The organism is Bradyrhizobium sp. McL0616 (assembly GCF_049993385.1).
Lineage (GTDB): Bacteria > Pseudomonadota > Alphaproteobacteria > Rhizobiales > Xanthobacteraceae > Bradyrhizobium.
This window is the reverse complement of the sequence record NZ_CP188255.1, coordinates 3,070,928-3,097,735: the sequence shown is the minus strand read 5'-3', so window position 1 is coordinate 3,097,735 and position 26,808 is coordinate 3,070,928. Positions and strand designations below refer to the sequence as shown.

Sequence of the window (26,808 nt, the reverse complement as noted above, 5' to 3'; positions counted from 1 at the left end):
ACGTTACGCGCCAATCAGCGCAACACGTTCAGGAGGTCCTGGACCATCGAATTCGCGGTCGTGATCACCTTGGTGTTGGCCGAATAGGCCTGCTGGGTCACGATCAGCTTGGTGAATTCGTCGGCGATGTCGGTGTTGGATCCCTCCAGCGACGAGCCGCTGATGGTGCCCGAGGCCCCCGCAATCGCCGGACCCGACTGGTCGGTCACGGCATAGGCGCCGCCATCCATCGCCTTCAAATAGTTGGTGCCGTTGAAGTGCGACAGCGACACCTGCGCGAGATCAAGGTTCTGGCCGTTGGAGAAGGTGCCGACCACGATGCCGTTGTTGTTGACGGCGACCGAGCGGAGCTGACCGGCGGCGTAGCCGTTCTGCGTGATGGTGTTGATGGTGACCGCGCCGCTCGTGCTTGCATATTGCGTCAGGCCACCCGACGAGATGTTGAAGGCGACCGAGCCGAGCTGCTGATTGTCGACCATGACATTGTTGAGGGTGATGCCAGAGCCACTCGGCGAGGTCAGCGAGCCGTCGGCAGCAAACGTGAAGGCCTGCCCCGAGTTCGTCCATGCAGTCTGCCCGCTCGTCGGAGCCGTGTTGGTCTGGTAGAACAGGTTCCACGTGTCGGCATGACCCGCGCCCAACGAAACACTGTCGGTTTTGGCCCAGCGAAGTTGCAGGTTTACCGGCGTGCCGGAGGCATTGTAGGCGGTCACGGCGCCGCCGCTGATCGATTCCTTGGTGAAGGTGGCAACCTCGCTGCCAAGCACAGTGCCTTGCCCGGAGCCACCGCCGCCGCCGCGGCTCTTGGAGATGGCTGATGTGAAGCCGAGTGCGGCGAACGCAGCACTGGCGGTGGCAGATCCGCCCACGGATATCGTGAGGTCTTTGGTCGTGCCGGTGTTCAGCGAGATCACGCCGTTGGAAATCGAGGAGGAGCCTGCCCCAGCGCCGCTCAGACCGTCGATCTTGTTTAGCAGGGTCGTGATGTTGTCGGTGGTGCTGATCTGGTTCGCGCCACTTGCAGGTCCAGTGACGAACGTCAGCGTCTGGCCGGCGGACGTGCCGTCGACATAGATGACGTCGCCGGCCTGGAACCCCGTCGACAGGACTTCCCCATTGCCGGCGGTCGCGGTGCCACTCAGCACAGTCGAGCCCGTGATCGCAGGCGTAGACAGCACATTGCCGCCACGATTCACGGTGCTGAGGCCGAGCGTCGTCGCCGCCGTACCGCTCTGGACTGTCACGTCGGCGGTGGTGCCGGTTGTGATCTGGATGTTGCCGCTGGCGGTCAGCGTCACGTTGGCGAGGGGAACGCCGGCGGCCTGCGCGACCGCGCTCAGGATGTCCGACACCTTCGCGCCGGTGCCCGAGCCGAGGCCGATCGTCGAGCTGGTGCCGAGGGAGACGGTGGTGGTGTTGTTGAATTGAATGGTGTTGCTGCCATTGATCGTCAGTGTCTGACCGATGAGCGAGCTGAGGTTAAGATGCGGGGTCGTGCCGGTATCGAGGGACGTGCCGCCGACGACTGCGGCCGATGAGCTGTCCTGAAGCGCGACAGTCCCCGTCGCGGTGGTCGACGTATAGGCTGAACGCAAATTGCCGGTAGCGGCCGCGCCGGAGACCGTCGCGCTTGTATAGGGCGCGGGGGGCGTGCCAAAAATCAACGGGTTGTTGGTGAAATCGGATGGATTCAGCCCACCGGCCGCGAGCAACGACCCGCTCGCCGCCGTCGAGCTCGCCGGCGTGTTCGCCTGGGTCGGCAGGTTCGCCGCGTACTGAATCGACGACGTCGCCTGCGCCGGGACGAAATTATTCTGGAATTGCAGCACTGTCGGCACGTTGCCGGTCGGGTTGCCGGTCTTCGGGTCGACCGCGACGCCCATCAGGTAATAGCCGGCACCGTTGACGAGGTTGCCGTTGGCGTTGACCTGGAAGTCGCCGCGACGGGAATAATAGCTGACGCCGTCGAACACCGGCACGTTGTCGACCACGCCGCTCGCCTTCTGCACCGAGAAGAAGCCGTCACCGGTGATCGCCATGTTGGTGGCGACGCTGGAGGACGAGATCGTACCCTGGGTGGTGATAGTCGCCTGCGCATGCGCCGTGACGCCGCCGGCGACCTGCTTGCTCGGCACGGAGGCGTCGGGGATGAGATCCTCGAAGCTGGTCCCGATGCCCTTGTAACCGGTGGTGGATGAGTTCGCGATGTTGCCCGAGATGTTCTGAAGCGCGTAGGACTGCGCCTGCAGGCCACCCACCGAGGTGTTCATTGCATCGAAGATACCCATAACTTTGTCTCCAAATCCGATCTCGGCGGCCGGCAGACCAATGGCCGCATTCGGTGGAGACGTCGCAAGGCCTATGCCAATGCGGGTATTCTCAGGAAATCAATGACTTAAATAGAAAAGCCCCGGTCGGATGACCGGGGCACAATTGCCGGGCCGGCAACAATTGCCGGGATCAAACCTACGTTGCCGACGGCGCCCCGGGATGGAAAACGAGCCCGAAACCGTCGATGCAGTAGCGCAGTCCGGTCGGCTTCGGACCGTCGTCGAAGACATGGCCGAGATGGCCGCCGCAGCGCCGGCAATGCACCTCGGTGCGGGTCATGCCGAAAGTGCGATCCTCGGTCTTGCCGACATTGCCCTCGATCGGCTGGTAGAAGCTCGGCCAACCCGTGCCGCTCTCGAACTTGGTCTCCGAGGCGAACACCGGCAGGTCGCAGCCGGCGCAGGCGAAGACGCCCTTGCGATGCTCCTTGAGCAGCGGGCTGGTGCCCGGCCGTTCGGTGCCCTCCTTGCGCAGGATCTCATATTGCTGCGGCGTCAGTTGCGCGCGCCACTCGGCATCGGTCTTTTCGATCTCGAACTTTTCGGCCGCCTGGGCCGGAGTTGCTCTCAGCCAGCGGAAGGCCGAAAGGCCAAACAGGCCGGCGACAGTCGTCAACAGGATGCGGCGGTCAAACATGTCATTCTCCGTGCGCAGGAAGTCCACGCCCTGAGATACGGGTTCTAACGGCGGACGTTACACTTCCAGGCGGGATTTTTCTCAACTTATTGCGAGACGCCCTAGTCGCTGGAAACCGGTTCCACGCTCTCGGCCGGCTTTGGCTGCGGCGGCGGGGCCGGCCGCGGTCGAACCCCGGGCGGCGGACGACGCGGTCCGGTGCCGGCGGCCCGGTTGGCTTGCGCCAGCCGCGCCTCGCGTTCCCGGTCCTTGACCCGCGCCCGTTCCCGGTAACGGGCGAGCGACCCCGCGGCGGCGGAACTCGCCCTGCCCCACATCCCGACCAGCTGGCCCGCGACCCGTCCGGTGGTGCCGCCCGCCCAGACCAGTTCGAACGGCGAGAACAGCCGCCAGCGCTCGTCGCCCCACAGGATGCTACGGGCGATCAGCTGTCCGGCCATGGCGGAGGTGTTCATGCCCTGGCGGCCAAACCCGCTCGCCACCCACAGGCCTTTGCGCAACTGGCCGATCTGCGGCATGCCGTGGACGGTCTGGCCGGTGGCGCCGCCGAACGTGTCGGTGATCTCGACGTTGCCAAGCTGAGGGAAGATCGTACGAATCCTGCGCCTGACGGCGCCGCCAAAGCGCTGAGGCCGCGCGGCCCAGGTCGTCTCCGGGCTTTCCCACATCAGGCGATCGCCATCGACGATGCGGAAATGGTCGACGCCGTCGGAATCGATCACCGATCCCTTGAAGCCGATGATGTCGTGCACGCGCTCGCCGAGCGGCGCGGTGACACCGGCATAGCGCCAGACCGGCAGCAGCGTCTCCGACAGCCGGCGCAGCGGCGCGCCGAGATGGATGTTGCCGGCAAGCACGATGTGGGTGGCGCGCAGCCGCGCCGAGGGCGTGACGATGCGCTTGCGGATGCCGGAATGGTCGATGCTGACGACCGGCGTATCCTCGAAGATACGGGCGCCGGCCCGCCGCGCCAGCGCCGCAAGGCCATGCACATATTTGCGGCCATCGACCTGGAACGCCGTGGGATAGTAGACGCCGTGGAAGTGATAATCGGTCTTGAGCACCGCGCGGACACGATCGACTTGCCAGCCCTCGACCTCGGTGTCGAAATCCTCAGCGAGCATCTGCAATCGGCTGATCAGCCGGTCGCCGGCATCGACATTGGAGACCTCCAGCACGCCGTTGCTAGCTCCGATGCCCGGCATGTTCTCCTCGGTGGCGTTGGCGCGGACGAACTCGGCGCCCTCCTTCGACAGCGTCCACAATTCACGCGCATCCTCGAAGCCGATGCGCTCGATCAACTCGGTGAGCGGCAGCGCAAAGCCCGGCATCACGGTGCCGAGCTGGTTGCCGGAGGCGTTCCAGCCGATATGGCGACCCTCGAGCACCGCGACGCTGGCCCCGAGCCGGGCCGCCTCCAGCGCGATGGAGAGCCCGGCCAGCCCCGCCCCGATCACGCAAATGTCGGCATCGAGGTCAAACGACAGCCGGGCGCGGTCGCGAAAGCCGGCTTCTTCCTGGGACATGCTTGTGAAAGTCTCGCTCATGTCGTTTCTTAAAGGACTGCGCGGGCGCTTGTCACCTTGTCCTCAGCCGGCGCCTGTAGATTATCCTTGATGCGTAACGATTCGAGAATGCCATGCGCCGTTTGATGCTGCTGCGTCACGCCAAGACCGAGACTGACGCGCCAAGCGGCCGTGACCGGGATCGTCGGCTCGACGACCGGGGCCAGAAGGATGCCGCGGAGATCGGCGACTGGATCGCTGCCCATCCGCCGGCCCCCGAGACCGTGCTGGTGTCGCACGCCGTCCGGGCCCGGCAGACCTGGGACATCGCCTGGGAGGCGATGAAGGATCGCGTCGCCGCGCCGCAGGTCGATATCCTTCCGGAACTCTACGGCGCCGATCCGGCGCATATCCTGGAAATCATTCGCACTGCAACCGTTCCGGCCAATCCCAAGCAATTGCTGCTGGTCGGGCACAACCCCGGCATGCACGAGGCTGCCCTGATGCTGATGGGCAGCGGCGATCCGGCCGGCGCCAAGGCGCTCGCCGACAACCTGCCCACCGCGGGGCTTGCGATCTTCGACTTTGACGTCAAGGATTGGGGTGACGTGGCCTACCGCCGCGGCAAACTGGTGCTGTTCGTCAGCCCCAAGCTGCTTCGAACGGGGTGAGACGCGCGGGCGCCGTCTCGACCGGTTGATCTGGCTTGATTGACGATTGGAAGATTTGGAGGCGCAGATGTTCAATTCCATCCTCGTGCCCATCGACCTCGCCGACACTGATCTCGCCAAGCCGGCGCTCGCGACCGCGGTAACGCTGTCGCAGACCTGGAGCGGATCGATACGACTGCTCAACGTGCTGCCGATGACGCCGGTGATGCTGGCCGAATACGTGCCGGCCGATTTCGACGAGCAGCAGCGCCAGACCTCGGAGGAGGCGCTCGCCATCGTCGCGCGCGAATCCGGCGTCGACACCGCGCGCATTTCCAGCGTGGTGCGCCAAGGCGGCATCTATCACGAGATCCTGGAGGAAGCCGTGCACATGAAGGCCGATCTGATCGTCATGACCTCGCACCGGCCGGCGATGCGCACCTATTTCCTCGGCTCCAATGCCGGGCACGTGGTGCGCTACGCGAAGTGCTCGGTGCTGGTGGTCAGGCACTGAACGGCCGCAACGAACTCCGTCATTGCGAGCGCAGCGAAGCAATCCAGAATCTTTCCACGGCTGCAGTCTGGATTGCTTCGCTGCGCTCGCAATGACGATGTTGAGGGATTGTGCGCCCCCCGGCTACGAGACCTTGCGTTGCCTGTCGGGCAAAACGCCCCAATTGTCGGTCAATATACTCTCACAAAAAAATTCCACTTTACCGAAATTCGGAAACGGCGTATGCGTCGCCTACTCCGGCCCAAGGAAGAGGGGCGTATCGCGATCGTCACGAACGCGGGCCGGATTGCGGTGGACGTCAGTCACATCGGCGCGAAGAGCATCGCAGGGCGGGCAACCGTGAGCGAAGGCGTCGCGTACACGACCGGTGCGATCTGCGTACGGCAAAATCGTGTGGTCCTGGCGCCCGGAGTCTGTGCGCCAAGTGTTGCGGTGATGTGGGCTGCCCGACCGGGCGCGTGCATCGATCATCCGCAACGCGACGGGGGCAATAGTGCATCGCTCCCCGGGGAGAGCGCGACATAAGCCGTAAAACCACTGCGCAGGGAAGGCCGGGATGTCCTGGCTTCGCCTGTATGCCGCTGTGCAGATTTCTTACTGCAACTTCGCACAGTGGACCGCGGGTGCCAGCCGGCGCCCGGTCTTCCCTGCGCCCTCTTTCACCGGGGGGCAAGACGACAAGCAAAGCTCGGGCTAAAAAACGCCGCGAGAGGGCGAAGGTGTGTCTGCAATAGAGATGCGAATTGAGAAACGACGCCCTCACCCACACTCCGTCATTGCGAGCGCAGCGAAGCAATCCAGACTGCCGCCGTGGAACGATTCTGGATTGCTTCGCTGCGCTCGCAATGGCGATGATGAGGCAGTGCGCGCTTCTCGCAAAACAGTTGTGGCCGGGGATAAGCCCGGCCACAACGGTCTGGAAGCAGAGAGCGCTTCAAACACCAACGGTCTCACAGATACCGCGTCAGCTCGGCTTTCACCTGCCCGAAGACGGCGTCCTCGATCTGGCTGCGCGTGATCCCGATGTCGCGCAAGGCGCGGTCATCGAGCTCGTTCAGCGTCTTGACGGCCGAGCGGCGCTCGAGGCGATCGAACAGCGCATAGGCGAAATTGGCGAGCGTGCGGAAAAATCCACCCGACGAGGGTGAGCGTAAACTCCGCCCGGCAGCTTGCGAGATCGTGGTCATTTTTCTTCTCCGGCCTACTGTCCTGCGCGGCGAAACGGATGCCGTTGGTGCACACGCTCTGAGCGCCTGCACCTCACTTGCCATCGGATTGCTCTCGCTCTCCTCGGCTCAATCGCGGACCTTGATGGAACTTAAATGCTCCAGTACACTACTCGGAGCAAGTGAAACATTGCTCTCGGTGCAATAATGTCCAGGTTCGAATACGTGAAGCTAGCCGATGCCATTGCCTCGGATATCTCTAATGGCACGTTAAGGCCCGGCGACCGGCTGCCGCCGCAGCGCAATTTTGCCTATGACCGTGGCATTGCGGTCTCGACCGCGAGCCGGGTTTATACGGAGTTGCTCCGCCGCGGCCTCGTGGTCGGCGAGGTCGGCCGCGGCACCTTCATCTCCGGCGACATCAGGCGCGAAGTCGAGGCGCTGAGCGAGCCGCGCGATGCGCGCATCGACTTCGAGGTCAATTACCCGCTGCTGCCGCAGCAATGGGCGATGATCGCCAAGAGCCTTGCGGGGCTCGAGCGCGTCGACGCGCTCGAATCCGCGCTGCGCGTTTCGACCAGCACCGGTACCAAGAGCGCGCGCGTTGCTGCCGCCGCCTATCTCGCGCGCAAGGATTTTACGCCGCAGGCCGAGCAGATCGTGTTCACCGCCAACGGTAAGCAATCGCTCGCAGCCGCGCTCGCGGCGCTCGTGCCCACCGGCGGCCGCTGCGGCGTCGAGGCGCTGACCTATCCTTACGTCAAGAGCATCGCTGCGCGGCTCGGCGTGACGCTAGTTCCGATTCCGATGGACGAATACGGCGCGCGGCCCGATGCGATCCAGAAGGCGCATCGCGAGGCGCATTTGTCGGCGCTGTACCTCCAGCCCATCATCCAGAATCCGCTCGGCGTCACCATGAACGCGACCCGGCGCGCCGACATCATGCGCGTCGCCGAGAAACTCGACCTCACCATCATCGAGGACGCCGTCTACGGCTTCCTCGCCGACGACACGCCGCTCGCCGCCCTCGGGCCGGACCGCTGCATCGTGCTCGACAGCCTGTCCAAGAAGGTCGCGCCGGGTCTTGCGCTCGGCATCCTCGTCGCGCCGGCGCACTTGCGCGAAAGCGTGATGAGCGCGGTCCGCACCGGCGGCTGGATCGCCTCCGGCCACGCCCTCGCCTCCGGGCAGCGCCTGATGGCCGACGGCACCGTCGCCGAGCTAACGCGGCTGAAACGCATCGACGCTGCGCGCCGCCAGCAGACCGCGGCGAGGCTGCTCGCCGGCTACCAATTCTCGGCCGATCCTCGCTCCTATCACCTCTGGCTGACATTGCCACCGCACTGGCGTTCGCAGACATTCGTTGCCGCGGCAGCCCGGCGCGGCATCGCGCTGACGCCGTCCTCGACTTTTGCAATTGCGCATGGTCACGCGCCGAACGCGGTGCGCCTTGCGCTCGCCCCGCCCTCGTTCGAGCAGCTCGATTCCGGCCTGCGCACGCTCGTGTCGCTGCTCGGCACCAAGGAAGAGGATTTCGACTCGACGGAATAGCTAGAGCGTTTTCGAGCGAAGTGGATACCGGTTCGCGTGAAGAAAACGCGTCACAACAAAAATACAGTCGCCCGTCAGGCTCCCGGCCATTCCGCGATGAAGCCCTTCGCCTTGTACGGCCCGATCTTGTCCCATTCGTGCAGCATGCGGCGACGAAATTCAGCATCCGTGTGCCAGAGCGCGCGCGGCGTCGCAAAACTGTCGACAGTGAGCAGCATCTTCTCAACCTCCGGCCAGTGCCGGTGCAGCGTCATCGGATAGCGCCGCGCGGTCCAGGTGTTGCCGAGGCAGATCACGCTGCGGATATTTTGCAGCCCCAACGCCGCGTCGATGATCGGAAGCGAGAGGATCACGTTCGCGCCGGTATTCATCGCGCGATGTTCCTCGAGAATCCGCTGGGCGGGAATGCCCGCCTCAACCATCGCCGCCTTGATGATCGCGCACTCGGATTGCTCCGAGCCCGGCGTCACGCCGCCGCTGACAATCGACCAGCCGAAATAGCCCTCGCGCCACAGCCGCGCGGCGGTCTCGACGCGCAGCGCAACGTCCTCGCGGGTCCCGAACATGAACAACAGGTCGGCCGGCGCGAGCGGCGTTTCAATCAGGTGTCTCCGGTTGATCTCGGCGATCTCATCCGCCGTCGGCAGGCGGCGGCTGCGATCCATGGCTGTCATGGCGGCAAGATGCAGCGCCGGCGCCGGGGGACGAAGTCAATTTTGATTGCGGCCGATTGCAAACCCCAAGATTGCAAACCCTAAGGCAGCAAGGACGTCGGCAGACGATCGAAGCTGTAGCTCCGCGGCTGGTTGCGCCGGACGAAGCCGCCGACTTGCCAGGCGAACAGGGCGGCAAAGCCGATGATGAACAGCACGCCGGCGAATTCGCCAATCATCAGCGCGCGGATCAACAGCCCTGTCATCGCCACGGCCAGCACCGCCAGGAACGCGAGTATGGCCGTATAGGTTTTGCGTCCGAGGCCTGCGGTCAGCTCGGCGCGGCTGCCGGCCTTCGCCATCCGCGCATGCAGCTCGACAAGAAAATCGCGAAAGCCGCTGTTTTGCGGCGCCATCAGCGCCGCGGTCTGCCAGCTGGTCGAGAGGATCGCGATGCGGCCGCCACTGGTGTGGCTGACATCGGCGCGAAAGCGGTGCTGCTGCATCGAGACGGGGCGGAACGACAGCCGGACGGCGCTGATCTCGTCGTAGCGCCAGACGCCCGAGCGGCCGGCGATGTGCCAGGACAGGCCGTCATCGGTCAGCTCGAAGCGATGCGCCGAGCCGATCAGCGACGCCTTGTAGGCGTAGCTCGTGGCTGACGGGCTTTGTGCTTCCGAAACCTGCATCTCCACAATCAATCCCGTTCGCGCAATCCCGTCCGCGATCCGCTTGCGCAATCGCCCTCGCCCATCCTACAAGCGAGGCATGGCTGAGACGACCTTTTTTCCGCGCCGCCTGATTCTCGGTGCCGCCTTGATCGCGGGCGTGCTGCTTGCACTCGCGGTGCACATGCTGGGCGCGCGCTACGGGCTCGACCTCGGCGGCCTCTGGCGCTCCGACACGCATGAGTTCATGCCGGCGGGCGCGGCAATCGCCTGGTGGCTGATCGCGTCCGTCGGCTTCTCGGGCGGCTACTTCACGGCCTCATTGATGCAGAGCGCCGTCTCCGGCCAGATCCCGCGGCGGATGCGCCAGTTCCTGATCGCGGTCGGCGTGCTCCTGCTCGCAGGCGCTGGACAAGCAGCCTCGGCACCGAGCCCGATCCCGACCATTTCCGGCGTGCTCGCGGGTCTCGCGGCGCTGTGTCTCGGTGCCGTGATGGCGTTCTGCGGCGCGCACTTCGCACTCCGTCGCGGCTAAACCTTTTCAGGCCGAAGCGCGCAGTCGCGCGCGTCCCAGCATCAACGCCACGTCTGAAGCTGGCCTTGGCATGCTGAACAGAAAGCCCTGCACCTGGGTGCAGCCTTCGCGCCTGAGCAGCTCGAGCTGCGCGTCGTTCTCGACACCCTCCGCGGTGGTCACGATGCCGAGGCTGCGGCCGAGACCCGTCACCGCACGGATGATCGCCATGGAGTCCCGGCGGGTCGCCAGCTCGGATACGAACGAGCGGTCGATCTTGATTTTGTCAAATGGAAAGCTGCGCAGATAGCTCAGCGACGAATAGCCGGTGCCGAAATCGTCGAGCGATATCCGCACGCCCATGCCGCGCAGCTCGTGCAGGGTGGTCAGCGTCGCCTCGCTGTTCTGAAGCAGCACGGATTCGGTGATCTCGAGCTCGAGCCGACGCGCCGCGAGCCCCGATGCCGCCAATGCCTCAATCACGATTGCGATCAGGTTCGGGCTTTTGAATTGCACCGGCGACAGGTTGACGGCGACATCGACATCGTCCGGCCATGTTGCCGCGTCCGCGCAGGCGCTGCGCAGCACGAATTCGCCGAGCTGGACGATGAGGCCGGTTTCCTCGGCCAACGGAATGAAATTGATGGGCGAAATCAGGCCGCGCTGCGGGTGATTCCAGCGCAACAGCGCCTCGAAGGCAACGACGCGGTCGCTGGCAAGGTCGCGGATCGGCTGGTAGTACACCTGGAACTCGTCGCGTTGCAGCGCCGCGCGCAGGTCCATTTCCAGCAAGCGCCGCGCCTGCGCGCGGGCATCCATACCTGTCTCGAAGAAGCGATAGGTGCCGCGGCCGTCGGCCTTGGCGCGGTACAGCGCGAGGTCGGCGTTCTTCAGCAGTTCGTCGGGATTGCTGCCGTCCTGCGGCGACAGCGAGATGCCGATCGAGACGCCGATGACGATCTGATGATCTTCGATCTCGTAAGGCGCCGAGATTACCTCGACGAGACGGCCGGCGAGCGCCCTCGCGGCGGCTTCCTCCGAGCGGCCGATCTGGACCACGGCGAACTCGTCGCCGCCAAGCCGCGCGACGGTGTCGTGCTCGCCGACGGTGGCCTTCAGCCTGCGGCCGACTTCCTTCAGCAACGCGTCGCCGATAGGATGGCCGAGGGAATCGTTGATGTCCTTGAAATGATCGAGATCGAGGCAGAGCACCGCGAGCTGGTCGTTCGAACCCGCCCGGCGCAGTCCCTGTTCGAGCTCCTCGTGGAACAGCACACGGTTCGGCAGATTGGTGAGCGCGTCATGGCGCGCCATGTGTGAAATTTTGGCCTGCGCTTCCAGCCATTCGGTGATGTCCTCGAAGGTCGCGACCCAGCCGCCGCCACGCATCGGCTGGTTGACGACGCGGATCGAGCAGCCAAAGCGCTGCACGACGTCGGTCGTGGTGTGTCCGTTGCGCGCGTCTTCCACGAGGTGCGCGAAAAACTCGTCGGGATCTCCGGTCCACTGTCCCTTCGCCGCCTCCTCACGGAGAACGTCGAGCAGCAGGCGCCCGGTGAGCTGCATGTCGGAGCGGCGGAACATCGCCGCATAGCGTTCGTTGAACAGGATGATCTTGCCGTAAGCATCGAACATGCACAGCCCCTGCGACATGTTCTCGAGCGCGGTGTCGAGCACGACCTGCTGACGTCCCAATTCGCCCTTGGCCTTGCGGTCGAGCACTGCCGCCGCAAGCGCGATCGCGAGAATGGCAACGGCAGCAGTAGCGGTCAGGACCGACAGCGAGCCCGGAGCGATCGACAATCCGCTGATCGGCAGTGTCGGGTCCGGCGTCAACTGCACCGCGCCCATGGCCGTGAAATGATGTGAGACGATCGCCACCGTCAGCAGGACCGTGGCGCCAAGCGCGTCGGTAAAGCTGTCGCGCCGTCCCGCGACATGGAGTGCGAGCGCGCCGAAAACGATGCCGAGCATGATCGAGGCCGTCACCGTACCGGTGTCCCAGCTGACGCGTGCGGGAATTTCGAGCGCCATCATGCCGGTGTAGTGCATGGCCGCTACGCCGCCACCGACGATGGCGCCGCCCAGCGCCACCAACACGCCGCGCGACGCCGACACCGCGATGCTCAGGCCAACAAAGGTGACTGAGATCGCGAACAGCAGCGAGAGGATCGTCACCGGGATGTTGTAGGCGCCCCCGGCGCCCGGCCCGTAGGCCAGCATTGCAATGAAATGGGTTGCCCAGATACCGCAGCCGGCGACGACGGCGTCGAGCGTGATCCAAACCAGCCGCCCCGGTCCTTGCGCCGCGCGCGCCCGGTGAAACAGGCTGATCGCGGCCGCGCTGGCGAGCAGGCACACCGCACCGCCTAGCGCGACCAGGCGCCAGTCATGCTGGTCCGTCAGGCAGTAGAAAACTTGATACATCGCCGGCCCCTATTCCACCCCGCACTAGAGCCGGCAGAGGTGGACAGTCGGTAACTGACTATGTGCCTGTTCCGGGAATGGTGAACAGAGGATGTGTGCGCTTGCTCACATTGCTCATCTTCTCGTTCATCTTGGCGCCCTCGCACCAAATCCGATCGTGGCAGCCGCAAGTAGCAGGACAGCGGCCGAAATAACCAGCGCGAGATGCAGGCCTTCCTCGAACGCGCCTCCGCCTGCGATGAGCGAGCCGAACAGCGCAACGCCGAGGACGCTGCCGGTTTGCCGCGTCGCGTTCAGGACACCGGCAGCAATGCCGGAGCGCGCCTTCTCGACGCTCCCCAGCAAAGTCGAGGTTAGAGGCGGGACCAGCAAACCAAGTCCGCCGCTGATTGCGATCAACTGCGCGCAGATCGACCAATAGCTCGTCCCGGCTTCGATCCAGAGCAGGCCAAGACAACCGAAAGCCGACACGCAAGCGCCAACGACGATGGTCGGGCACGGACCGATGCACTCGGCGAGGCGCGGCGCCAGCAAATTGACCGGCAGCACCGCACCCAACATCGGCACGAAGGCGAGCCCGGTCCACCAGGCCGACAGGCCGTTGACCCTCTGGAAGTACAGGCTGAGCACGAAGATCAGGCCGTAGATGGCGATGTTGACGAGGAGGCCGACGATCGTGGTCAGGGTAAACAGCCGGTGACCGAACAGGGCCAAGGGCATCATCGGCTGCGCTGCTCGGCTCTCCCGCCAGACGAACAGAACGGCCAGGACGATGGCCGCAACGAATGCTCCGATCACGGCCGGATGCTCCCAGCCGAGCGCGCCGCCCTCGATGATCGCGGCGGCGAGCGCGCCAAGCGCGCCGATCGCCGCGAGCTGGCCGGGCAGATCGATCTCACGCGAGGGCGCGCGCGTGGTCTCAATCGCGTAGCGCCAGCTCAGCCAAAGGCCGATGAGCCCGATCGGAAGGTTGACCAGGAAGATCGCGCGCCACCCGACCAGCGTGATCAGCGCACCGCCGACGAACGGGCCCGCGGTCAGCGCCAGGCTCGCGCCGGCGGCCCAGACCGCGACGGCGCGGCCGCGCTGCCGCTCGTCGGTATAGGCATGGCTCAGGAGCGCCAGCGAATTCGGCACCAGGATTGCCGCGGCCAGTCCCTGGACCAGCCGCGCGCCGATCAGGAAGACGGCGTTGGGCGACAGCGCACAGGCAAGCGAAGCCGCGGTGAAGATGGCAAATCCCGCCATGAAGACACGCTTGGCGCCAATGCGGTCGCCGAGCGCGCCCGCCGTCAGGATGAAGGCGGCAAAGGCGATGGTGTAGGCGCTGACGACCCATTGCAGTTCGGCAATCCCGCCGCCGAGCGTCTTGCCCATGGCGTCGAGCGCGGTGTTGACGATGGTGACGTCGAGCTGCACCACGCCATAGCCGAGGCTCATCGCGGCCAGCGTAAGCGATGTCGCAAGGCGCGATGCAGCGGGCTGGCCGCCTTCGGCTTCACTGAAGGATTCGTACTTGATGATATTGGCTCGCATGCAGCAATCTCGATTGCAGCCCCATGCGACGTATACGCTCTCGGCGCTCCATCATGCTTCGACAATGAACGAAGGATGGATGTCGTCCGCGAAACCGCCGCGCGTTGCTCGCGCGGCGTCTCGTTTGCGGAACTGGCGCTAGCTCGCGGCGCGCAGGTTCACCTTGCTCTCCGCTAGCGCCGTCAGTTTTTTGTCGTTCGCCTTCTCTTCCTCGAGCGTCTTTGCGAGCACGCTGGCGCAGTCGGTGCGGCCGAGCTGCTTGGCCCAGGCGATCAGGCTGCCGTAGCGCACGATCTCGTAATGTTCCGCCGCCTGCGCCGCGTTGATCAGGGCGGCATCGAGCACCGCCTTGTCGGCGACTTCGCCGGCGGTCTCGTCCGCCTCCTCGATGATGCCGTCGATCGCGGGGCAATCGACCGCCTTCACCTCCGCACCGTGCATCTTGAACACTTCCTCCAGGCGCTTGACGTGCTGCTTGGTCTCCTCGAGGTGCGTCAAAAAGCCCTGCTTCAACTGCGGATCGGTGGCCTTATCTGCCATTTTCGGCAACGCCTTGGTGAGCTGCTGCTCGGCGTAATAGATGTCCTGTAGCTGATGCACGAACAGATCGTTCATGGTCTTGATGTCTTTTGTGAACAGTCCCATCGTTCCAATCCTCGAGAGGTTTCGGGAACACGGCAGCACCGGCTTGCACGAAAAGCCGCATGTTTCGCCGTGTTCGATTGCTGATGGGGCGCTAACCTGCGCAGGACATCGTCGTTCCAAAAAGGGGCTGCGTTCCGAAAAAAGCCCGCATCCTTTGCGGCGGAACAATGCTTGCGGCGGCTGAATTTGAAACCATGTCAACATTCGGGCGCACGATCCGAGCCGGTGGCTCGACTCACATGCTTAACGCGCTTGCCATGTGAACCACGTATGACAAAAACCGCCGCTCCAGCGCAGAACCTCTCGTTGTCAAGGGCTGCACAAGTTGCTGTTTTTGCATTAAATGAGCTAGATAATGCCTAGCGATCGGCGCCGACTTTTTGGCACCGATCGCGCCCGATCGGCCAGTGGCCCGATCGGGTCGGACTTGCCCCCGCCGGGAGGATGAATGCACGGACTGCTGCCCGCGCTGAAGCGCGGCTTGAAGAGATGGATCGGCTGGCGACGGCTCGGAATTGCCGCGAGCGTGATAATCATCGCCTTTGCGGTGACCACGCTGTTGCGGACCCTGAAGGGCATCGATACCAGCGTCATCCTGACCGCGTTGACCGATATTCCTCGCGGCCATATCGGGCTCGCCGCGATCTGCGTGTTCTTCGCGTTCTGTACGCTGACCTTCTACGACTTTTTTGCACTGCGAACGATCGGCAAGAAACACGTTCCCTACCGCATCGCAGCGCTGTCCAGCTTCACGTCCTATTCGATCGGCCACAACATCGGCGCCACCGTGTTCACCGGCGGCGCGATCCGTTTCCGGATCTATTCGGACTATGGGCTGAATGCGATCGACGTCGCAAAGATCTGCTTTCTCTCCGGCCTGACCTTCTGGCTCGGTAACATCTTCGTGCTCTCGATCGGCATGGCCATCCATCCGGCCGCCGCCTCGTACATGGATCAGCTGCCATCGTCGATCAACAGGCTGATCGCGTTTGGCGGCCTCGCCTCGATCGCCGCCTATTTGGTCTGGCTCTGCATGGGCGAGAAGCGCCGCGAGCTCGGCCAGAAGGGCTGGAAAGTGGTGCTGCCGTCGGCGCCGCTGACGCTGGTGCAGATCCTGATCGGCGTAGTCGATCTCGGCTTCTGCGCGCTGGCGATGTACCTTCTGGTGCCGGCCAATCCGCCGATCGACTTCCTGTCGCTCGCAGTGGTGTTCATCCTGGCGACGCTGCTGGGCTTCGCCAGCCATGCGCCCGGCTCGCTCGGCGTGTTCGACGCCGCCATGCTGGTAGCGCTGCCCGAATTCGGCCGCGAGCAGCTGCTGGCAACCCTGCTGGTCTTCCGCCTGCTCTACTTCGTGATCCCGTTCGGCCTTGCCATCTCCATCATGGGCACGCGTGAGCTTTGGATGAACGTGGTCCAGCCCTGGCAGGAACGGCGGCGGCTGGCGGAAGCCTGCGCGCAGGCCAACCTGCCCAAGCAAGTGACGGCGATGGAGCACGAGCGGTCGCTGCGGCAAGCCAAGCGGTAGGACGGGCGGCCCGCAAGACCGTCAGACAGAGGTTGCGGGCCGGGGAGCAATGCTCTCTTATTTCCGCCTCAACTTTGCCGTTGAAGACGCGGGCCATGATCTCAGTAACTCTTCGTACCCTCGCCGCCTGCGCCCTGCTGTTTGCCGGGATTTTGACCGCTTTGCCGCTTCCGCGCGCAGCCGCGCAGGACGCGGGCGCCATGCAGATCAATTGGGAGGTGCGCAACCGCTTCCGCCTGTTCCGCGAGGAGCGCGACTTCCTGCTGCATGTTGAGAACGCGCGTAACCGCAGCATCCTCGCCGCCGAGCAGTCGCTGGAGCTCCAGAGCGAGGGCCGCGGCTGGGCGCGCAACATGGTCAACCGGCTCTGCATCGACCTCCAGGGCCGGGTCAACCAGCCCTGCACCCGCGACAACGTCAAAGAGAACTACATCACCCCGATCGATCACCCCGTCACCGTGCGCCTGACCGGCGCGGTGCCGGTGGGGGCGACCTGCGCCTGGTCGTTCGACGATGGCGACGGGCCGCAAGCCTCGACCTTCGATTGCGCGGAGCCGATCAATCTGCGCGTCCGCTACGGCAAGCAGACGGTCGCGAGCGTCGACGTCTCCTCCGGCTCCGATCCGACCCAGCGTGTCCAGACCGAGATCCAGGTCCGCGACATCTTCATCGCGGGCCTCGGCGACAGCATTGCCTCCGGCGAAGGCAATCCGGACCGGCCGCTGGCGCTGTCCGACGAGGGTTTTTGCTTCCGCTCCTATCTCGGCACCGCCGGCGGGCAGTACTACCGGCCGAGCCGCGCCGGCTTCAAGGGCGGCCGCGCCTGCGAGGCGCCGGATACGCTCGCCAACTGGCAGCACTATGGCGCGCTCTGGTTCAACTCGCCCTGCCATCGCTCGCTCTACAGCTACCAGGCCCGCACCGCGCTCGCACTCGCCGTGCGCTACAGCCACATCGCGGTGACCTATCTGCCGCTCGCCTGCACCGGCGCCAGCATCAGCGACGGGCTGCTCGGCTCGCAGCGCGCCCGCGAATGCCTGCCCAGCAAGAGCGGCGCCTGCCAGACCAGCGTGAACGCGCAGGTGGCGGAGCTGCGCGAAGCGCTCACCGAGGCGAAGAAGCGCCAGCCCGACCGCACGCTTGACCTCGTGCTGCTCTCGGTCGGCGCCAACGACATCTATTTCTCCGGCCTCGTTGCCGACGTCATCGTCGACACCGCGACCGAGCGGGCACTGTTCCGCCGCTCCGGCGTGATGGCGAGCGTCGACGATTCCCGAGACGCGCTGGCGCGCGAGCTGCCGCGGAATTTCGTCAAGCTGCGCGAGGCGCTGAAGCCGCTGGTCGGCGGCGACCTCTCGCACGTGGTCTACGTCTCCTACGCCAATCCCGCGCTGGCGGATGGCGGCGTGCCCTGCCGTGGCGGCCGCGGCGGCTTCGATATTCATCCCGCCTTCAACGCCGATCCGCAGCGCCTGGCGCGCGTCTCGACCTTCGTCGACACCGAGTTCCTGCCGCAGCTGAAGGGCCTCGCCACCTGCACGCGCGGCGCACTGTGCCGCGATCCCGAAGCCGACCGCATGACCTTTGTCGATTCACATCAGGCCACGTTCGCCGATCACGGCTTCTGCGCCCATGCCGGCAACGACCCCGAATTCGACCGCACCTGCTTTGCCGAGAACGGCCAAAGCTTCAATCCGGACATCGTCGCTGCGGCGAGCCAGCCGATGCTGTGCGGCCGCGGCGCCTCGGAATACCGCGCCTATTTGCCCCGCGCGCGCTGGATCCGGGACGCCAATGACAGCTATTTTGCAGCGATGACCTATCCGCAAGGCCTGCCGGCGGCGAGCCAGCCCACCGACATTCATGATGCGACCTGGGGCGTGCTCTCGGCCGTCTATGGCGGCGCCGTGCATCCCACCGCCGAAGGCCACGCCGCGATGGCCGATGCCACGCTGCCCGCCGCGAGCGCCGTGCTCGGGCTCGATGGCGTGCCGCCGGGTGTCACGCGCGGACTATTGGCGCCGCTCTTGCCGGGCGCGCAGCAGTAACGCATACGGCACCGGAACCCGAATAACCACCGCTGCCGCTCGCTGGAAATTGATGGCGCTGCCGTCATTTGAGTCCATTCCATTCAGGGCATGTTCAGCCGATCCGGCCCACCATGGCGCGCGCGTCGTGGGGTGTACGCGTCCACATGCAGTCTCAACCCGTCGGGAACGGTCGTGGATAGCAGAAGCGGATATCGTCGGTCGCGGTGCTTCAGCCTTACGATGCTCGCGGCGCTCGCCGCGAGCCTGACAGCAAACGCTTGCCGTGCCGACGATCTCAATCCGCACGATCTCGCTTTGCTCGATCGGCTGACCTGGGGCGTCAGCGCCTCAAGTGCCACTCACATGCACAATATTGGTGCCGAACGCTGGCTCCAGGAGCAGCTGCATCCGGCCGGCAATCCGGCGTTACCCGATGCGGCAAAGGCGCAGATCGAGGCAATGCCCGACGTCCATAGCTTCCCGTTCGATATTGCGGTCGCCTTCGAGCAGCAATCCAAGAGCGCCAATCAGGTCACCGATCCAGAGCAGAAAAAGGCCGCGCAGCAGGTCTATCAGCAGGCGATGAATGACCGCGCCAAGCAGGCCGCGGCGCGCACCATCCTGCGCGCGCTCTACGCGCCAGATCAGCTGCGCGATCGCATGGTCTGGTTCTGGTTCAATCATTTCAACGTCCATCAGTACAAATCGAATTTGCGCGTTCTGGTCGGCGACTACATCGATCATGCCATTCGCCCCAATTCGCTCGGCAAGTTTCACGACCTGCTCGCGGCGACCGTTCGTCATCCCGCGATGCTGCGCTATCTCGACAACGCCGACAATGCGGCTGGCCATCTCAACGAGAACTACGCCCGCGAGATCATGGAGCTGCACACCATGGGCGTCGGCTCGGGCTACACGCAGGCCGACGTCGAGGCGCTGGCCAAGATCCTCACCGGCGTCGGCATCGACACCAGGCCGGAAGACCCGAAACTGAAGCCGGAATTGCAATCCCAGCTCGTGCGTGAGGGCGCCTTCGAATTCAACCCGTCGCGTCACGACTACAGTGACAAGACCTTCCTCGGCCACACCATCAAGGGACGCGGGCTCGCCGAGGTCGACGAGGCCATCGATATCCTCGTCCACCATCCGGCGACCGCAAACCATATCTCACGCAAGATCGCGACCTATTTCGTGGCGGACAATCCGCCCGAGGCGCTGGTGCAGCAGATGGCGCAGACGTTCAAATCGACCGATGGCGACATCGCTTCGGTCCTCGCCACGATGATCCATTCGCCCGAGTTCGAGGGCGCGCTGAAGCCCGGCACGCGCTTCAAGGATCCCGCGCAATATGTGCTGTCAGCGGTTCGTCTCGCCTATGACGACAGGGTGATCCTGAACACGGCGCCGATCCAGGGCTGGATCAATCGCCTCGGCGAAGGCCTGTTCAATCACGAGGCGCCGGACGGATACGCGCTGACATCGGCGTCGTGGATCGGCCCCGGACAGATGATGGTCCGCTTCGAAATCGCACGCCAAATTGGATCCGGTTCATCCGGCCTGTTCAAATCCGACGGGCCGAACCCGGTTGAACAGCCTGCGTTTCCGCTGCTCCAGAATGCGCTCTACTTCAACGGCCTGCGCCGGACGCTTGGCCCAGCGACGCTGGCCTCGCTCGACAAGGCCATTTCACCGCAGGACTGGAACACGCTGTTCCTGTCATCACCGGAATTCATGCACTGACGGCAACGGAGATCGCCATGAACCGTCGCGAGCTGATCAAGACTTTTGCCGCCCTCGCCCCGCTGACGGTCGCCGGCCGCATCTGGGCCGCGCCCGCGACCGATGCCAAGATGCTGGTGGTGTTTTTGCGCGGCGCCTATGATGCTGCGAATGTCGTCGTGCCGGTCTCGAGCGAGTTCTATCGCGCGGCGCGGCCGACGCTCGCCATCGCCAAGCCCGATGTCGGCAATCCCAATGCGGCACTCGCGCTCGACAGCGATTGGGGACTGCATCCGGCCTTGCGCGACAGCATCTATCCGCTCTGGACCAAGCGCGAGATCGCCTTCATCCCCTTCGCCGGCACCAGCGACGACCTGACCCGCAGCCATTTCGAGACCCAGGACACGATCGAGCTCGGCCAGTCCGCCGGCGGCTCGCGCGACTACCGCTCCGGCTTCATGAGCCGGCTCGCCACCGAGCTGACCCGCGTCAAGCCGATCGCATTCACCGACCAGCTCCCGCTGATCTTCCGCGGCAAATCGCAGGTTCCGAACACCAGCATCAACAATGTCGCCAAGCCCGGCGTCGACGACCGTCAGGCCGACTTGATCAAGCAGATGTACGCCCAGTCCAACCTGGCCTCCTCGGTGTCGGAAGGTTTTCGCGTGCGCGACGACGTCTACCGCTCGGTCTCCGAGGAGATGAATGCCGCCAACCGCGGCGCGGTGTCGCCGCGCGGATTCGAATTGTCGGCACGGCGTATCGGCCGACTGATGCGCGAGCAGTTCAACCTCGGCTTCGTCGACGTCGGCGGCTGGGACACGCATGTCAACCAGGGCGCCGCAAACGGCTATCTCGCCGACCGGCTCGGTGAGCTCGGCCGCGCCCTCGTCGGCTTCTCCGAGGAGATCGGGCCTGCGGCCTGGCGCGATACGGTGGTGGTCGTAATCTCGGAATTCGGCCGTACCTTCCGCGAGAACGGCGACCGCGGCACCGATCACGGCCATGGCAGCGTCTATTGGGTGCTGGGCGGCGGCATCAACGGCGGCCGCATTCTCGGCGAGCAGGTCAAGGTCGAGCAGCCGCATCTGTTCCAGAACCGCGACTATCCCGTGCTGACCGATTATCGCGCGCTGTTCGCCGATCTGTTTGGCCACGTCTTCGGATTGGGCAACGAGAGCGTCCAGCGCATCTTCACCGGCGTGCACCCGACGAACTTGGCATTGGTTTGATCTGACGACGCCACGCACACAAAAATTTTCGCACACCGCGTAATCGCGGCGTCATCCAGCGTTCATCGCTGCTACCTAGTTTTCCCAACGCTACAAATTGACACACACGGCGAGAGCGCAGGCTCTCCGCTGCGCGGTGTCGTGTGCCTGCACGTCAACCAACATTTTGACATTACTGGGGAGTCCAACAATGACGATCGAAAAGCGGCCTCATGCGGCCCTCGCTATCGCTTTTGCCTCGACCTGAGTCTTTCGTTCTTAGCTCCATCGTTCGCGCACGCCGACGACAGGGACAAGGACAAAGGCGACGTCAAGCACGTCCTGCTGATCAGCGTCGACGGCATGCATGAGGTCGACCTGCAGCGCTATGTCGGTTCCCACCCTGCGTCGAGCTTCGCAAGGCTGCTCGCGCATGGCGTCCACTTCGCCGATGCACATACCTCCCGGCCCTCGGACTCCTTCCCGGGCCTGCTTGCGTTCATGACCGGCGGCACGCCGAGAACCCATGGCGTGTTCTATGACGATTCCTACGACCGCACGCTGTTCGCACCCGGCAGCAACTGCCAGGGCAATCCCGGAACCGAGACGCTTTTCGACGAGTCGATCGACTATGACCTGACGAGGCTCGACGGCGGCGGTGCTGCCGGCTCGAATCACATCAACCCTGCGAAGCTGCCGATGCGCCTGAAGAGCGGCAAATGCGAGCCGGTCTATCCGCATCAGTTCCAGAGGCTCAATACCATCATGGAAGTGACCCACGCGGCGGGTAAGCGCACCGCTTGGTCGGACAAGCACCCCGCCTACGAAATCATCAGCGGTCCGTCCGGCAAGGGCCTCGATGAGCTCTATGCGCCCGAGATCAACTCGACCTCGGTGCCGGGGCAGCCCGGCGCAGACTGGACCACCGACCCGAGCTTCACGCGCACCTATGACCAGTTCAAGGTCACCGCCGTGCTCAACTGGATCAAGGGCTTCGATCACACCGGCACGACCAAGGTCGGCGTTCCCGCGATCTTCGGCATGAACTTCCAAGCCGTCAGTGTCGGCGAGAAGGTGACCGCGGACGGCTATCTGGACGCCGCGGCGACGCCGAGTCCGCAACTGCAGGCCTCGCTCGACTTCGTCGACTCCTCGCTCGGCCAGATGCTGGATGCGCTGGCGGACCAGCACCTCGCCCGCGACACGCTGGTCATCGTCGGCGCCAAGCACGGCCAGTCGCCGATCGACGTGAACAAGCTCCACATGCTGACCGGCAGCACCAACCCGAAGCTGAACGGCGGCATGCGCGCCGACGTGACCGATCCGGCTGACTTGCTGACGAATGGCGGCGTCAATCTGGCCCAGGAAACCGCCGATGACATTGCCTTGATCTGGCTTCAGAATCAGCACGACGCCGAGAAAGCCGTCGCGATCCTCGAGGCTGACCGCAAGGCCAGCAACCGGGCCCACATCGAGAAGATCTATGCCGGCGAGGAGCTCGTCGATCGGTTCGGCGATCCAGCCGCCGGCCGTACGCCGGATATCATCATCCAGCCAACCGCCGGCACGATCTACAGCAAGAGCAAGGCCAAGATTGCCGAACATGGCGGCTTCGCCGACGACGATACCCACGTCCTGCTCGTGGTCTCGAATCCGAAACTCGATCGCTCGGTCGTCCATGAGCGCGTCGCGAACAGGCAAGTCGCGCCCACCATTCTGAAGGCGCTCGGCTTGGAGCCGGACGATCTCGAGGCGGTGCGCGGCGAGGACCATACCCGCCTGCTGCCGGGCGTGCGGCTGAAGGACTGATCTGTCGCGACTGATCGCCGAAGCGGCAGAGGGCGACAGCACTCTGCCGCACACTCACGTCATCGCCCGCCTTGTGCGCAATTGCGCACTGGAGCGGGCGATCCCTCTCTTTTTGGCGGCACCTGCCGTTCCATCAATCCAAAAACGGTATCAATCGATACCCCCTTCAACTTGGACACTTTCCTGCGCGCGCCTCTAGGAGTCGTCGTGAGGAAACTTTTCGAGTTCAAGGAGGCGCCTGATGAGCGCAGTTGTGTCCGCAACGGACGTGAGGAGGTCTCGCGTCAGGCTGTTCATCGTGACCATGCTGTTCCTGGTCACGACGGTCAATTACGCCGACCGCGCCACGCTCTCGATCGCGGGCCCCGCGCTCTCCAGGGAACTCAATCTCGATCCCGTCGCCATGGGCTACATCTTCTCGGCCTTCGGCTGGTCCTATGTGATCGCGCAGGTGCCGGGCGGCTGGCTGCTCGATCGCTACGGCTCACGGCTGGTCTATGCCTTCTCCATCATCGTCTGGTCGCTGTTCACGACGATGCAGGGCTGGGTCGGCTTCTTCAGCGCCGGCACCGCGATCACCATGCTGTTCGGCTTGCGCTTCCTGGTCGGCATTGCCGAGTCGCCCTCGTTCCCGGCCAACGCCCGCATCGTTGCGGCCTGGTTCCCCGGCAATGAGCGCGGCACCGCGTCGGCCTTCTTCAATTCGGGGCAGTATTTCTCGACGGTGATCTTCGCGCCGCTGATGGGCTGGATCGCCCACGATTATGGCTGGCGCTACGTGTTCTTCGTGATGGGAGCGCTCGGCGTCATCATGGGCCTGGTCTGGATCAAGACCGTCTACGCCCCGAAGGAGCATCCTGGCGTCAACGAGGCCGAGTTCGACTACATCAGGGAAGGCGGCGCGCTGGTCGATCTGGACTCACCCAAAGACGATCTGAAGCGCGAGCGTGCGCCCGACGCGGGGTCTGGATGGGACCACGTCCGCCAGCTGTTTTCCAACCGCATGATGCTCGGCGTCTATCTCGGCCAGTACTGCATCAACACGCTGACCTATTTCTTCCTGACCTGGTTCCCGGTTTACCTGGTCAAGGAGCGCGGCCTTTCGATCCTGCAAGCCGGCTTCGTCGCGACCTTGCCTGCATTGTGCGGCTTCATCGGCGGCGTGCTCGGCGGCGTCATTTCCGACGCCATCCTGCGCAAGACCGGCTCGCTGACCATGGCGCGCAAGATCCCAATCGTGGGCGGCATGCTGCTGTCGATGTCGATCATCGCCTGCAACTATGTCGACGGCCAGGCGCTTGTGGTCGGCTTCATGGCGCTCGCCTTCTTCGGCAAGGGCATCGGCGCGCTCGGCTGGGCGGTCGTCTCCGACACCTCGCCCAAGGAAGCCGGCGGCGTCTCCGGCGGCCTGTTCAACATGTTCGGCAACCTATCCTCGATCTCGACCCCGATCGTGATCGGCTACATTCTGGCCGCGACCGGCTCCTTCAACGGCGCGCTGGTATTCGTCGGCGCCAACGCGCTGGTGGCTGCGTTCGCCTATCTCGTGGTCGTCGGCAAGATCGAGCGGGTGGTGCTCAAACGTTCCTCCTGAGCGCTCCGAGTGATCGGAGTGGAACAGGCAACTCAACGGCGGCTCAAAAAGCCGCCGTCTTTGTTTTGGGGATGATCGATGCTAGAAGTGCCAGGGAAGCGCCTTATTCATCTAAGGCATGTATCGATGTTCGACCTCAACCAGCTCCGCTGTTTCGTCACGGTGGCCGAAGAACTGCATTTCGGCCGCGCCGCGGCGCGGCTGAACATGACTCAGCCGCCGCTGTCCCGGCAGATCCAGGTGCTCGAGCACATCATCGACGCGCCGCTGCTGGAGCGCACCAGCCGCTCGGTGCGCTTGACGCCGGCCGGGCGCAGCTTTTTGCCGGAGGCGCGGCGCATCCTGAAGCTCGCGGAAAGCGCCTCCCAGGTCGCCCGCCGCATCGCGCTGGGCAAGACCGGCTCGGTCAAGATCGGGTTCACGGCGGCTGCCGCCTACGGCTTCCTCCCGGAGCTGGTCGCGGCCTGCCGCGCCAAGCTGCCCGAGGTCGATTTCTCGCTCAAGGAGATGGTGTCTGGCGACCAGTTCGAGGCGCTGACCTCGGGCCAGATCGATGCCGGCCTGCTCCGGCCGCCGATCGCGCGGCCGGAGCTTGCGAGCCGCCGCGTCGTCGCCGAGCCCCTGCTCGCCGCGATCCCGAAAAAGCATCCCTTAGCGAATGCCGAAAACGTCACCATCAAGGATTTCGACGGCCAGCCCTTCGTGATGTATTCGCCTTATGAGAGCCGCTACTTCCACGACCTGCTGGTGGCGCTGTTCACCCGCGCCGACATTTTGCCGCGCTATGTTCAACACCTGAGCCAGATCCACTCGATCCTCGCCATGGTGCGCGCCGGCCTTGGCCTTGCCATCGTGCCGGCCGCAGCCGCGGGCCTGAAGATATCCGACGTCCGGCTGCGCCCGCTGAAGCTGCGCACCCGCGTCCCCGTCGAGCTGTTCATGGTCTGGCGCCGTGACGACGAGAATCCCCTGCTCTCGGCCCTGGTGAAAATCGCGAGCGAATTGTCCTCCGCGGAGGTGCTGGAAGATTGATGCTGATTTCGCATCGGTCGATATAGGCTTTGGCTTGGACGCGCATCGAACCGTCTCATAAACACCAGCCCACGGACGCCGCATTGATTGCGTCCCCGACAAACACGAGAGAAGGGAGCAGCGCCCATGAGCAAGATGACCCCGCAGGAAATGGCCCAGAAGATCGGTTCCGGCCTCCTGTCCTTCCCCGTCACGCCGTTCAAGGCGGACTATTCCTTCGACGAGGCGACCTACCGCGCCAACATGGACTGGCTCTGCGGCTATGACGTCGCCGGCCTGTTCGCCGCTGGCGGCACCGGCGAGTTCTTCTCGCTGACCCCGAGCGAAGTTCCCCACGTCGTCAAGATCGCCGTCGACGAGACCAAGGGCCGCGTGCCCGTGCTCGCCGGCACCGGCTACGGCACCGCGATCGCCCGCGAAATCGCAATCGGCGCGGAAAAGGCCGGCGCCGACGGCCTGCTGCTGCTGCCGCCTTACCTCACGCATTCCGAACAAGACGGCCTCGCCGCCCATGTCGAGGCGGTCTGCGCCTCCGTGAAGATCGGCGTCATCGTCTACAACCGCGACAACGCCATCCTCCAGCCCGACACGGTGGCACGGCTTGCCGAGCGCTGCCCGAACCTCGTCGGCTACAAGGACGGCATCGGCGACATCGAGCTGATGACCCGCGTCTACACCAAGCTCGGCGATCGCCTCACCTATGTCGGCGGCCTGCCGACCGCAGAGACCTTCGCTCTGCCCTATCTCGATATGGGCGTGACGACCTACTCCTCGGCCGTGTTCAACTTCGTTCCGGAGTTCGCCACCAATTTCTACGCGGCCGTGCGCAAGCGCGATCACGCGACGATCCATGCCGGGCTGAAAAACTTCATTCTGCCGCTGATCGAGATCCGCAACCGCAAGAAGGGTTACGCAGTCTCGATCATCAAGGCCGGCATGAAGGTGATCGGCCGCGACTCCGGCCCGGTCCGCTCGCCGCTCACGGACCTCACCGAGCAGGAGGTCGCGGAACTGGCCGCACTGGTGAAAAATCTGCCTGCCATCTCCTCGACACAACAGGCCGCAGAATAACAGACAACAACAGGGAGA

Annotated in this window: 21 protein-coding genes; 12 read left to right on the top strand and 9 right to left on the bottom strand. The window is 64.5% G+C overall.

The genetic code is table 11. The features are described 5' to 3' along the window. Positions 1-14 precede the first annotated feature (14 nt). The 3 genes from ACPPVR_RS14635 to ACPPVR_RS14625 all read right to left on the bottom strand — a co-directional run bounded on the left by ACPPVR_RS14635 (position 15) and on the right by ACPPVR_RS14625 (position 4,514). A complete protein-coding gene (locus ACPPVR_RS14635) occupies positions 15-2,288 on the bottom strand; it encodes a flagellar hook-basal body complex protein (protein WP_426614894.1) in 2,274 nt (757 codons plus the stop codon). Between the two features lie 178 nt (positions 2,289-2,466). After that, positions 2,467-2,967, bottom strand: coding sequence for a peptide-methionine (R)-S-oxide reductase MsrB (gene msrB, locus ACPPVR_RS14630; protein ID WP_426614893.1), 501 nt, complete (start codon positions 2,965-2,967; stop codon positions 2,467-2,469). A 101-nt stretch (positions 2,968-3,068) separates the two neighbouring features. Further along, positions 3,069-4,514: an NAD(P)/FAD-dependent oxidoreductase gene (locus tag ACPPVR_RS14625; RefSeq protein WP_426614892.1), complete on the bottom strand. Its 1,446-nt coding sequence runs from the start codon at positions 4,512-4,514 to the stop codon at positions 3,069-3,071. A 92-nt stretch (positions 4,515-4,606) separates the two neighbouring features. Between ACPPVR_RS14625 and ACPPVR_RS14620 the strand changes: the two genes are divergently transcribed. Beyond that, entirely contained in the window at positions 4,607-5,143 is a 537-nt protein-coding gene (locus ACPPVR_RS14620) for a SixA phosphatase family protein (RefSeq protein WP_426614891.1), read from the top strand. Positions 5,144-5,210: 67 nt separating this feature from the next. Next, positions 5,211-5,636 carry a universal stress protein gene (locus ACPPVR_RS14615; protein ID WP_426614890.1) on the top strand — a complete coding sequence of 142 codons (426 nt, stop codon included), beginning with the start codon at positions 5,211-5,213 and terminating at the stop codon, positions 5,634-5,636. Between the two features lie 950 nt (positions 5,637-6,586). Here ACPPVR_RS14615 and ACPPVR_RS14610 read toward each other — a convergent pair. Beyond that, the gene (locus ACPPVR_RS14610) at positions 6,587-6,823 is read right to left on the bottom strand and encodes a DUF1127 domain-containing protein (protein ID WP_426614889.1); all 237 of its coding nucleotides are present in this window, start codon (positions 6,821-6,823) and stop codon (positions 6,587-6,589) included. A 186-nt stretch (positions 6,824-7,009) separates the two neighbouring features. Between ACPPVR_RS14610 and ACPPVR_RS14605 the strand changes: the two genes are divergently transcribed. Further along, a complete protein-coding gene (locus ACPPVR_RS14605) occupies positions 7,010-8,353 on the top strand; it encodes a PLP-dependent aminotransferase family protein (RefSeq protein ID WP_426614888.1) in 1,344 nt (447 codons plus the stop codon). Positions 8,354-8,427: 74 nt separating this feature from the next. On the opposite strand, the gene ACPPVR_RS14600 is transcribed toward ACPPVR_RS14605, so the two are convergent. Continuing rightward, on the bottom strand, positions 8,428-9,027 hold the full coding sequence (locus tag ACPPVR_RS14600) for a YdcF family protein (RefSeq protein ID WP_426614887.1): 600 nt from the start codon (positions 9,025-9,027) through the stop codon (positions 8,428-8,430). An 80-nt stretch (positions 9,028-9,107) separates the two neighbouring features. Beyond that, positions 9,108-9,695: a hypothetical protein gene (locus tag ACPPVR_RS14595; protein ID WP_426616108.1), complete on the bottom strand. Its 588-nt coding sequence runs from the start codon at positions 9,693-9,695 to the stop codon at positions 9,108-9,110. Between the two features lie 79 nt (positions 9,696-9,774). Here ACPPVR_RS14595 and ACPPVR_RS14590 point away from each other — a divergent pair, with 79 nt between their 5' ends. Beyond that, a complete protein-coding gene (locus ACPPVR_RS14590) occupies positions 9,775-10,209 on the top strand; it encodes a hypothetical protein (RefSeq protein ID WP_426614886.1) in 435 nt (144 codons plus the stop codon). 6 nt (positions 10,210-10,215) lie between these two features. On the opposite strand, the gene ACPPVR_RS14585 is transcribed toward ACPPVR_RS14590, so the two are convergent. The 3 genes from ACPPVR_RS14585 to ACPPVR_RS14575 all read right to left on the bottom strand — a co-directional run bounded on the left by ACPPVR_RS14585 (position 10,216) and on the right by ACPPVR_RS14575 (position 14,796). Then, the gene (locus tag ACPPVR_RS14585; RefSeq protein ID WP_426614885.1) at positions 10,216-12,615 is read right to left on the bottom strand and encodes a bifunctional diguanylate cyclase/phosphodiesterase; all 2,400 of its coding nucleotides are present in this window, start codon (positions 12,613-12,615) and stop codon (positions 10,216-10,218) included. A gap of 126 nt (positions 12,616-12,741) precedes the next feature. After that, a complete protein-coding gene (locus ACPPVR_RS14580; RefSeq protein WP_426614884.1) occupies positions 12,742-14,151 on the bottom strand; it encodes an MFS transporter in 1,410 nt (469 codons plus the stop codon). Between the two features lie 138 nt (positions 14,152-14,289). Further along, the gene (locus ACPPVR_RS14575) at positions 14,290-14,796 is read right to left on the bottom strand and encodes a ferritin-like domain-containing protein (RefSeq protein WP_426614883.1); all 507 of its coding nucleotides are present in this window, start codon (positions 14,794-14,796) and stop codon (positions 14,290-14,292) included. 448 nt (positions 14,797-15,244) lie between these two features. Between ACPPVR_RS14575 and ACPPVR_RS14570 the strand changes: the two genes are divergently transcribed. The 8 genes from ACPPVR_RS14570 (at position 15,245) to kdgD (ending at position 26,790) form a co-directional block, all read left to right on the top strand. Beyond that, entirely contained in the window at positions 15,245-16,324 is a 1,080-nt protein-coding gene (locus ACPPVR_RS14570) for a lysylphosphatidylglycerol synthase transmembrane domain-containing protein (protein WP_426614882.1), read from the top strand. 95 nt (positions 16,325-16,419) lie between these two features. Further along, positions 16,420-18,372 carry a hypothetical protein gene (locus ACPPVR_RS14565; protein ID WP_426614881.1) on the top strand — a complete coding sequence of 651 codons (1,953 nt, stop codon included), beginning with the start codon at positions 16,420-16,422 and terminating at the stop codon, positions 18,370-18,372. 222 nt (positions 18,373-18,594) lie between these two features. After that, positions 18,595-20,094: a DUF1800 domain-containing protein gene (locus ACPPVR_RS14560; protein WP_426614880.1), complete on the top strand. Its 1,500-nt coding sequence runs from the start codon at positions 18,595-18,597 to the stop codon at positions 20,092-20,094. A 17-nt stretch (positions 20,095-20,111) separates the two neighbouring features. Next, positions 20,112-21,305 carry a DUF1501 domain-containing protein gene (locus ACPPVR_RS14555; protein ID WP_426614879.1) on the top strand — a complete coding sequence of 398 codons (1,194 nt, stop codon included), beginning with the start codon at positions 20,112-20,114 and terminating at the stop codon, positions 21,303-21,305. 342 nt (positions 21,306-21,647) lie between these two features. Next, entirely contained in the window at positions 21,648-23,093 is a 1,446-nt protein-coding gene (locus ACPPVR_RS14550; RefSeq protein WP_426614878.1) for an alkaline phosphatase family protein, read from the top strand. Between the two features lie 241 nt (positions 23,094-23,334). Then, a complete protein-coding gene (locus tag ACPPVR_RS14545) occupies positions 23,335-24,687 on the top strand; it encodes an MFS transporter (protein WP_426614877.1) in 1,353 nt (450 codons plus the stop codon). A gap of 126 nt (positions 24,688-24,813) precedes the next feature. Continuing rightward, positions 24,814-25,719, top strand: a complete 906-nt coding sequence (locus tag ACPPVR_RS14540) for a LysR substrate-binding domain-containing protein (protein ID WP_426614876.1) — start codon at positions 24,814-24,816, stop codon at positions 25,717-25,719. Positions 25,720-25,845: 126 nt separating this feature from the next. Beyond that, positions 25,846-26,790, top strand: coding sequence for a 5-dehydro-4-deoxyglucarate dehydratase (gene kdgD / locus ACPPVR_RS14535; protein WP_426614875.1), 945 nt, complete (start codon positions 25,846-25,848; stop codon positions 26,788-26,790). Positions 26,791-26,808: the final 18 nt, after the last annotated feature.

Coding starts and splice junctions, on each gene's coding strand:
- ACPPVR_RS14635 (WP_426614894.1), bottom strand. CDS start 2,288: ATGGGTATCTTCGATGCAATGAACACCTCGGTGGGTGGCCTGCAGGCG.
- msrB (WP_426614893.1), bottom strand. CDS start 2,967: ATGTTTGACCGCCGCATCCTGTTGACGACTGTCGCCGGCCTGTTTGGC.
- ACPPVR_RS14625 (WP_426614892.1), bottom strand. CDS start 4,514: ATGAGCGAGACTTTCACAAGCATGTCCCAGGAAGAAGCCGGCTTTCGC.
- ACPPVR_RS14620 (WP_426614891.1), top strand. CDS start 4,607: ATGCGCCGTTTGATGCTGCTGCGTCACGCCAAGACCGAGACTGACGCG.
- ACPPVR_RS14615 (WP_426614890.1), top strand. CDS start 5,211: ATGTTCAATTCCATCCTCGTGCCCATCGACCTCGCCGACACTGATCTC.
- ACPPVR_RS14610 (WP_426614889.1), bottom strand. CDS start 6,823: ATGACCACGATCTCGCAAGCTGCCGGGCGGAGTTTACGCTCACCCTCG.
- ACPPVR_RS14605 (WP_426614888.1), top strand. CDS start 7,010: ATGTCCAGGTTCGAATACGTGAAGCTAGCCGATGCCATTGCCTCGGAT.
- ACPPVR_RS14600 (WP_426614887.1), bottom strand. CDS start 9,027: ATGACAGCCATGGATCGCAGCCGCCGCCTGCCGACGGCGGATGAGATC.
- ACPPVR_RS14595 (WP_426616108.1), bottom strand. CDS start 9,695: ATGCAGGTTTCGGAAGCACAAAGCCCGTCAGCCACGAGCTACGCCTAC.
- ACPPVR_RS14590 (WP_426614886.1), top strand. CDS start 9,775: ATGGCTGAGACGACCTTTTTTCCGCGCCGCCTGATTCTCGGTGCCGCC.
- ACPPVR_RS14585 (WP_426614885.1), bottom strand. CDS start 12,615: ATGTATCAAGTTTTCTACTGCCTGACGGACCAGCATGACTGGCGCCTG.
- ACPPVR_RS14580 (WP_426614884.1), bottom strand. CDS start 14,151: ATGCGAGCCAATATCATCAAGTACGAATCCTTCAGTGAAGCCGAAGGC.
- ACPPVR_RS14575 (WP_426614883.1), bottom strand. CDS start 14,796: ATGGGACTGTTCACAAAAGACATCAAGACCATGAACGATCTGTTCGTG.
- ACPPVR_RS14570 (WP_426614882.1), top strand. CDS start 15,245: ATGCACGGACTGCTGCCCGCGCTGAAGCGCGGCTTGAAGAGATGGATC.
- ACPPVR_RS14565 (WP_426614881.1), top strand. CDS start 16,420: ATGATCTCAGTAACTCTTCGTACCCTCGCCGCCTGCGCCCTGCTGTTT.
- ACPPVR_RS14560 (WP_426614880.1), top strand. CDS start 18,595: ATGCTCGCGGCGCTCGCCGCGAGCCTGACAGCAAACGCTTGCCGTGCC.
- ACPPVR_RS14555 (WP_426614879.1), top strand. CDS start 20,112: ATGAACCGTCGCGAGCTGATCAAGACTTTTGCCGCCCTCGCCCCGCTG.
- ACPPVR_RS14550 (WP_426614878.1), top strand. CDS start 21,648: ATGCATGAGGTCGACCTGCAGCGCTATGTCGGTTCCCACCCTGCGTCG.
- ACPPVR_RS14545 (WP_426614877.1), top strand. CDS start 23,335: ATGAGCGCAGTTGTGTCCGCAACGGACGTGAGGAGGTCTCGCGTCAGG.
- ACPPVR_RS14540 (WP_426614876.1), top strand. CDS start 24,814: ATGTTCGACCTCAACCAGCTCCGCTGTTTCGTCACGGTGGCCGAAGAA.
- kdgD (WP_426614875.1), top strand. CDS start 25,846: ATGAGCAAGATGACCCCGCAGGAAATGGCCCAGAAGATCGGTTCCGGC.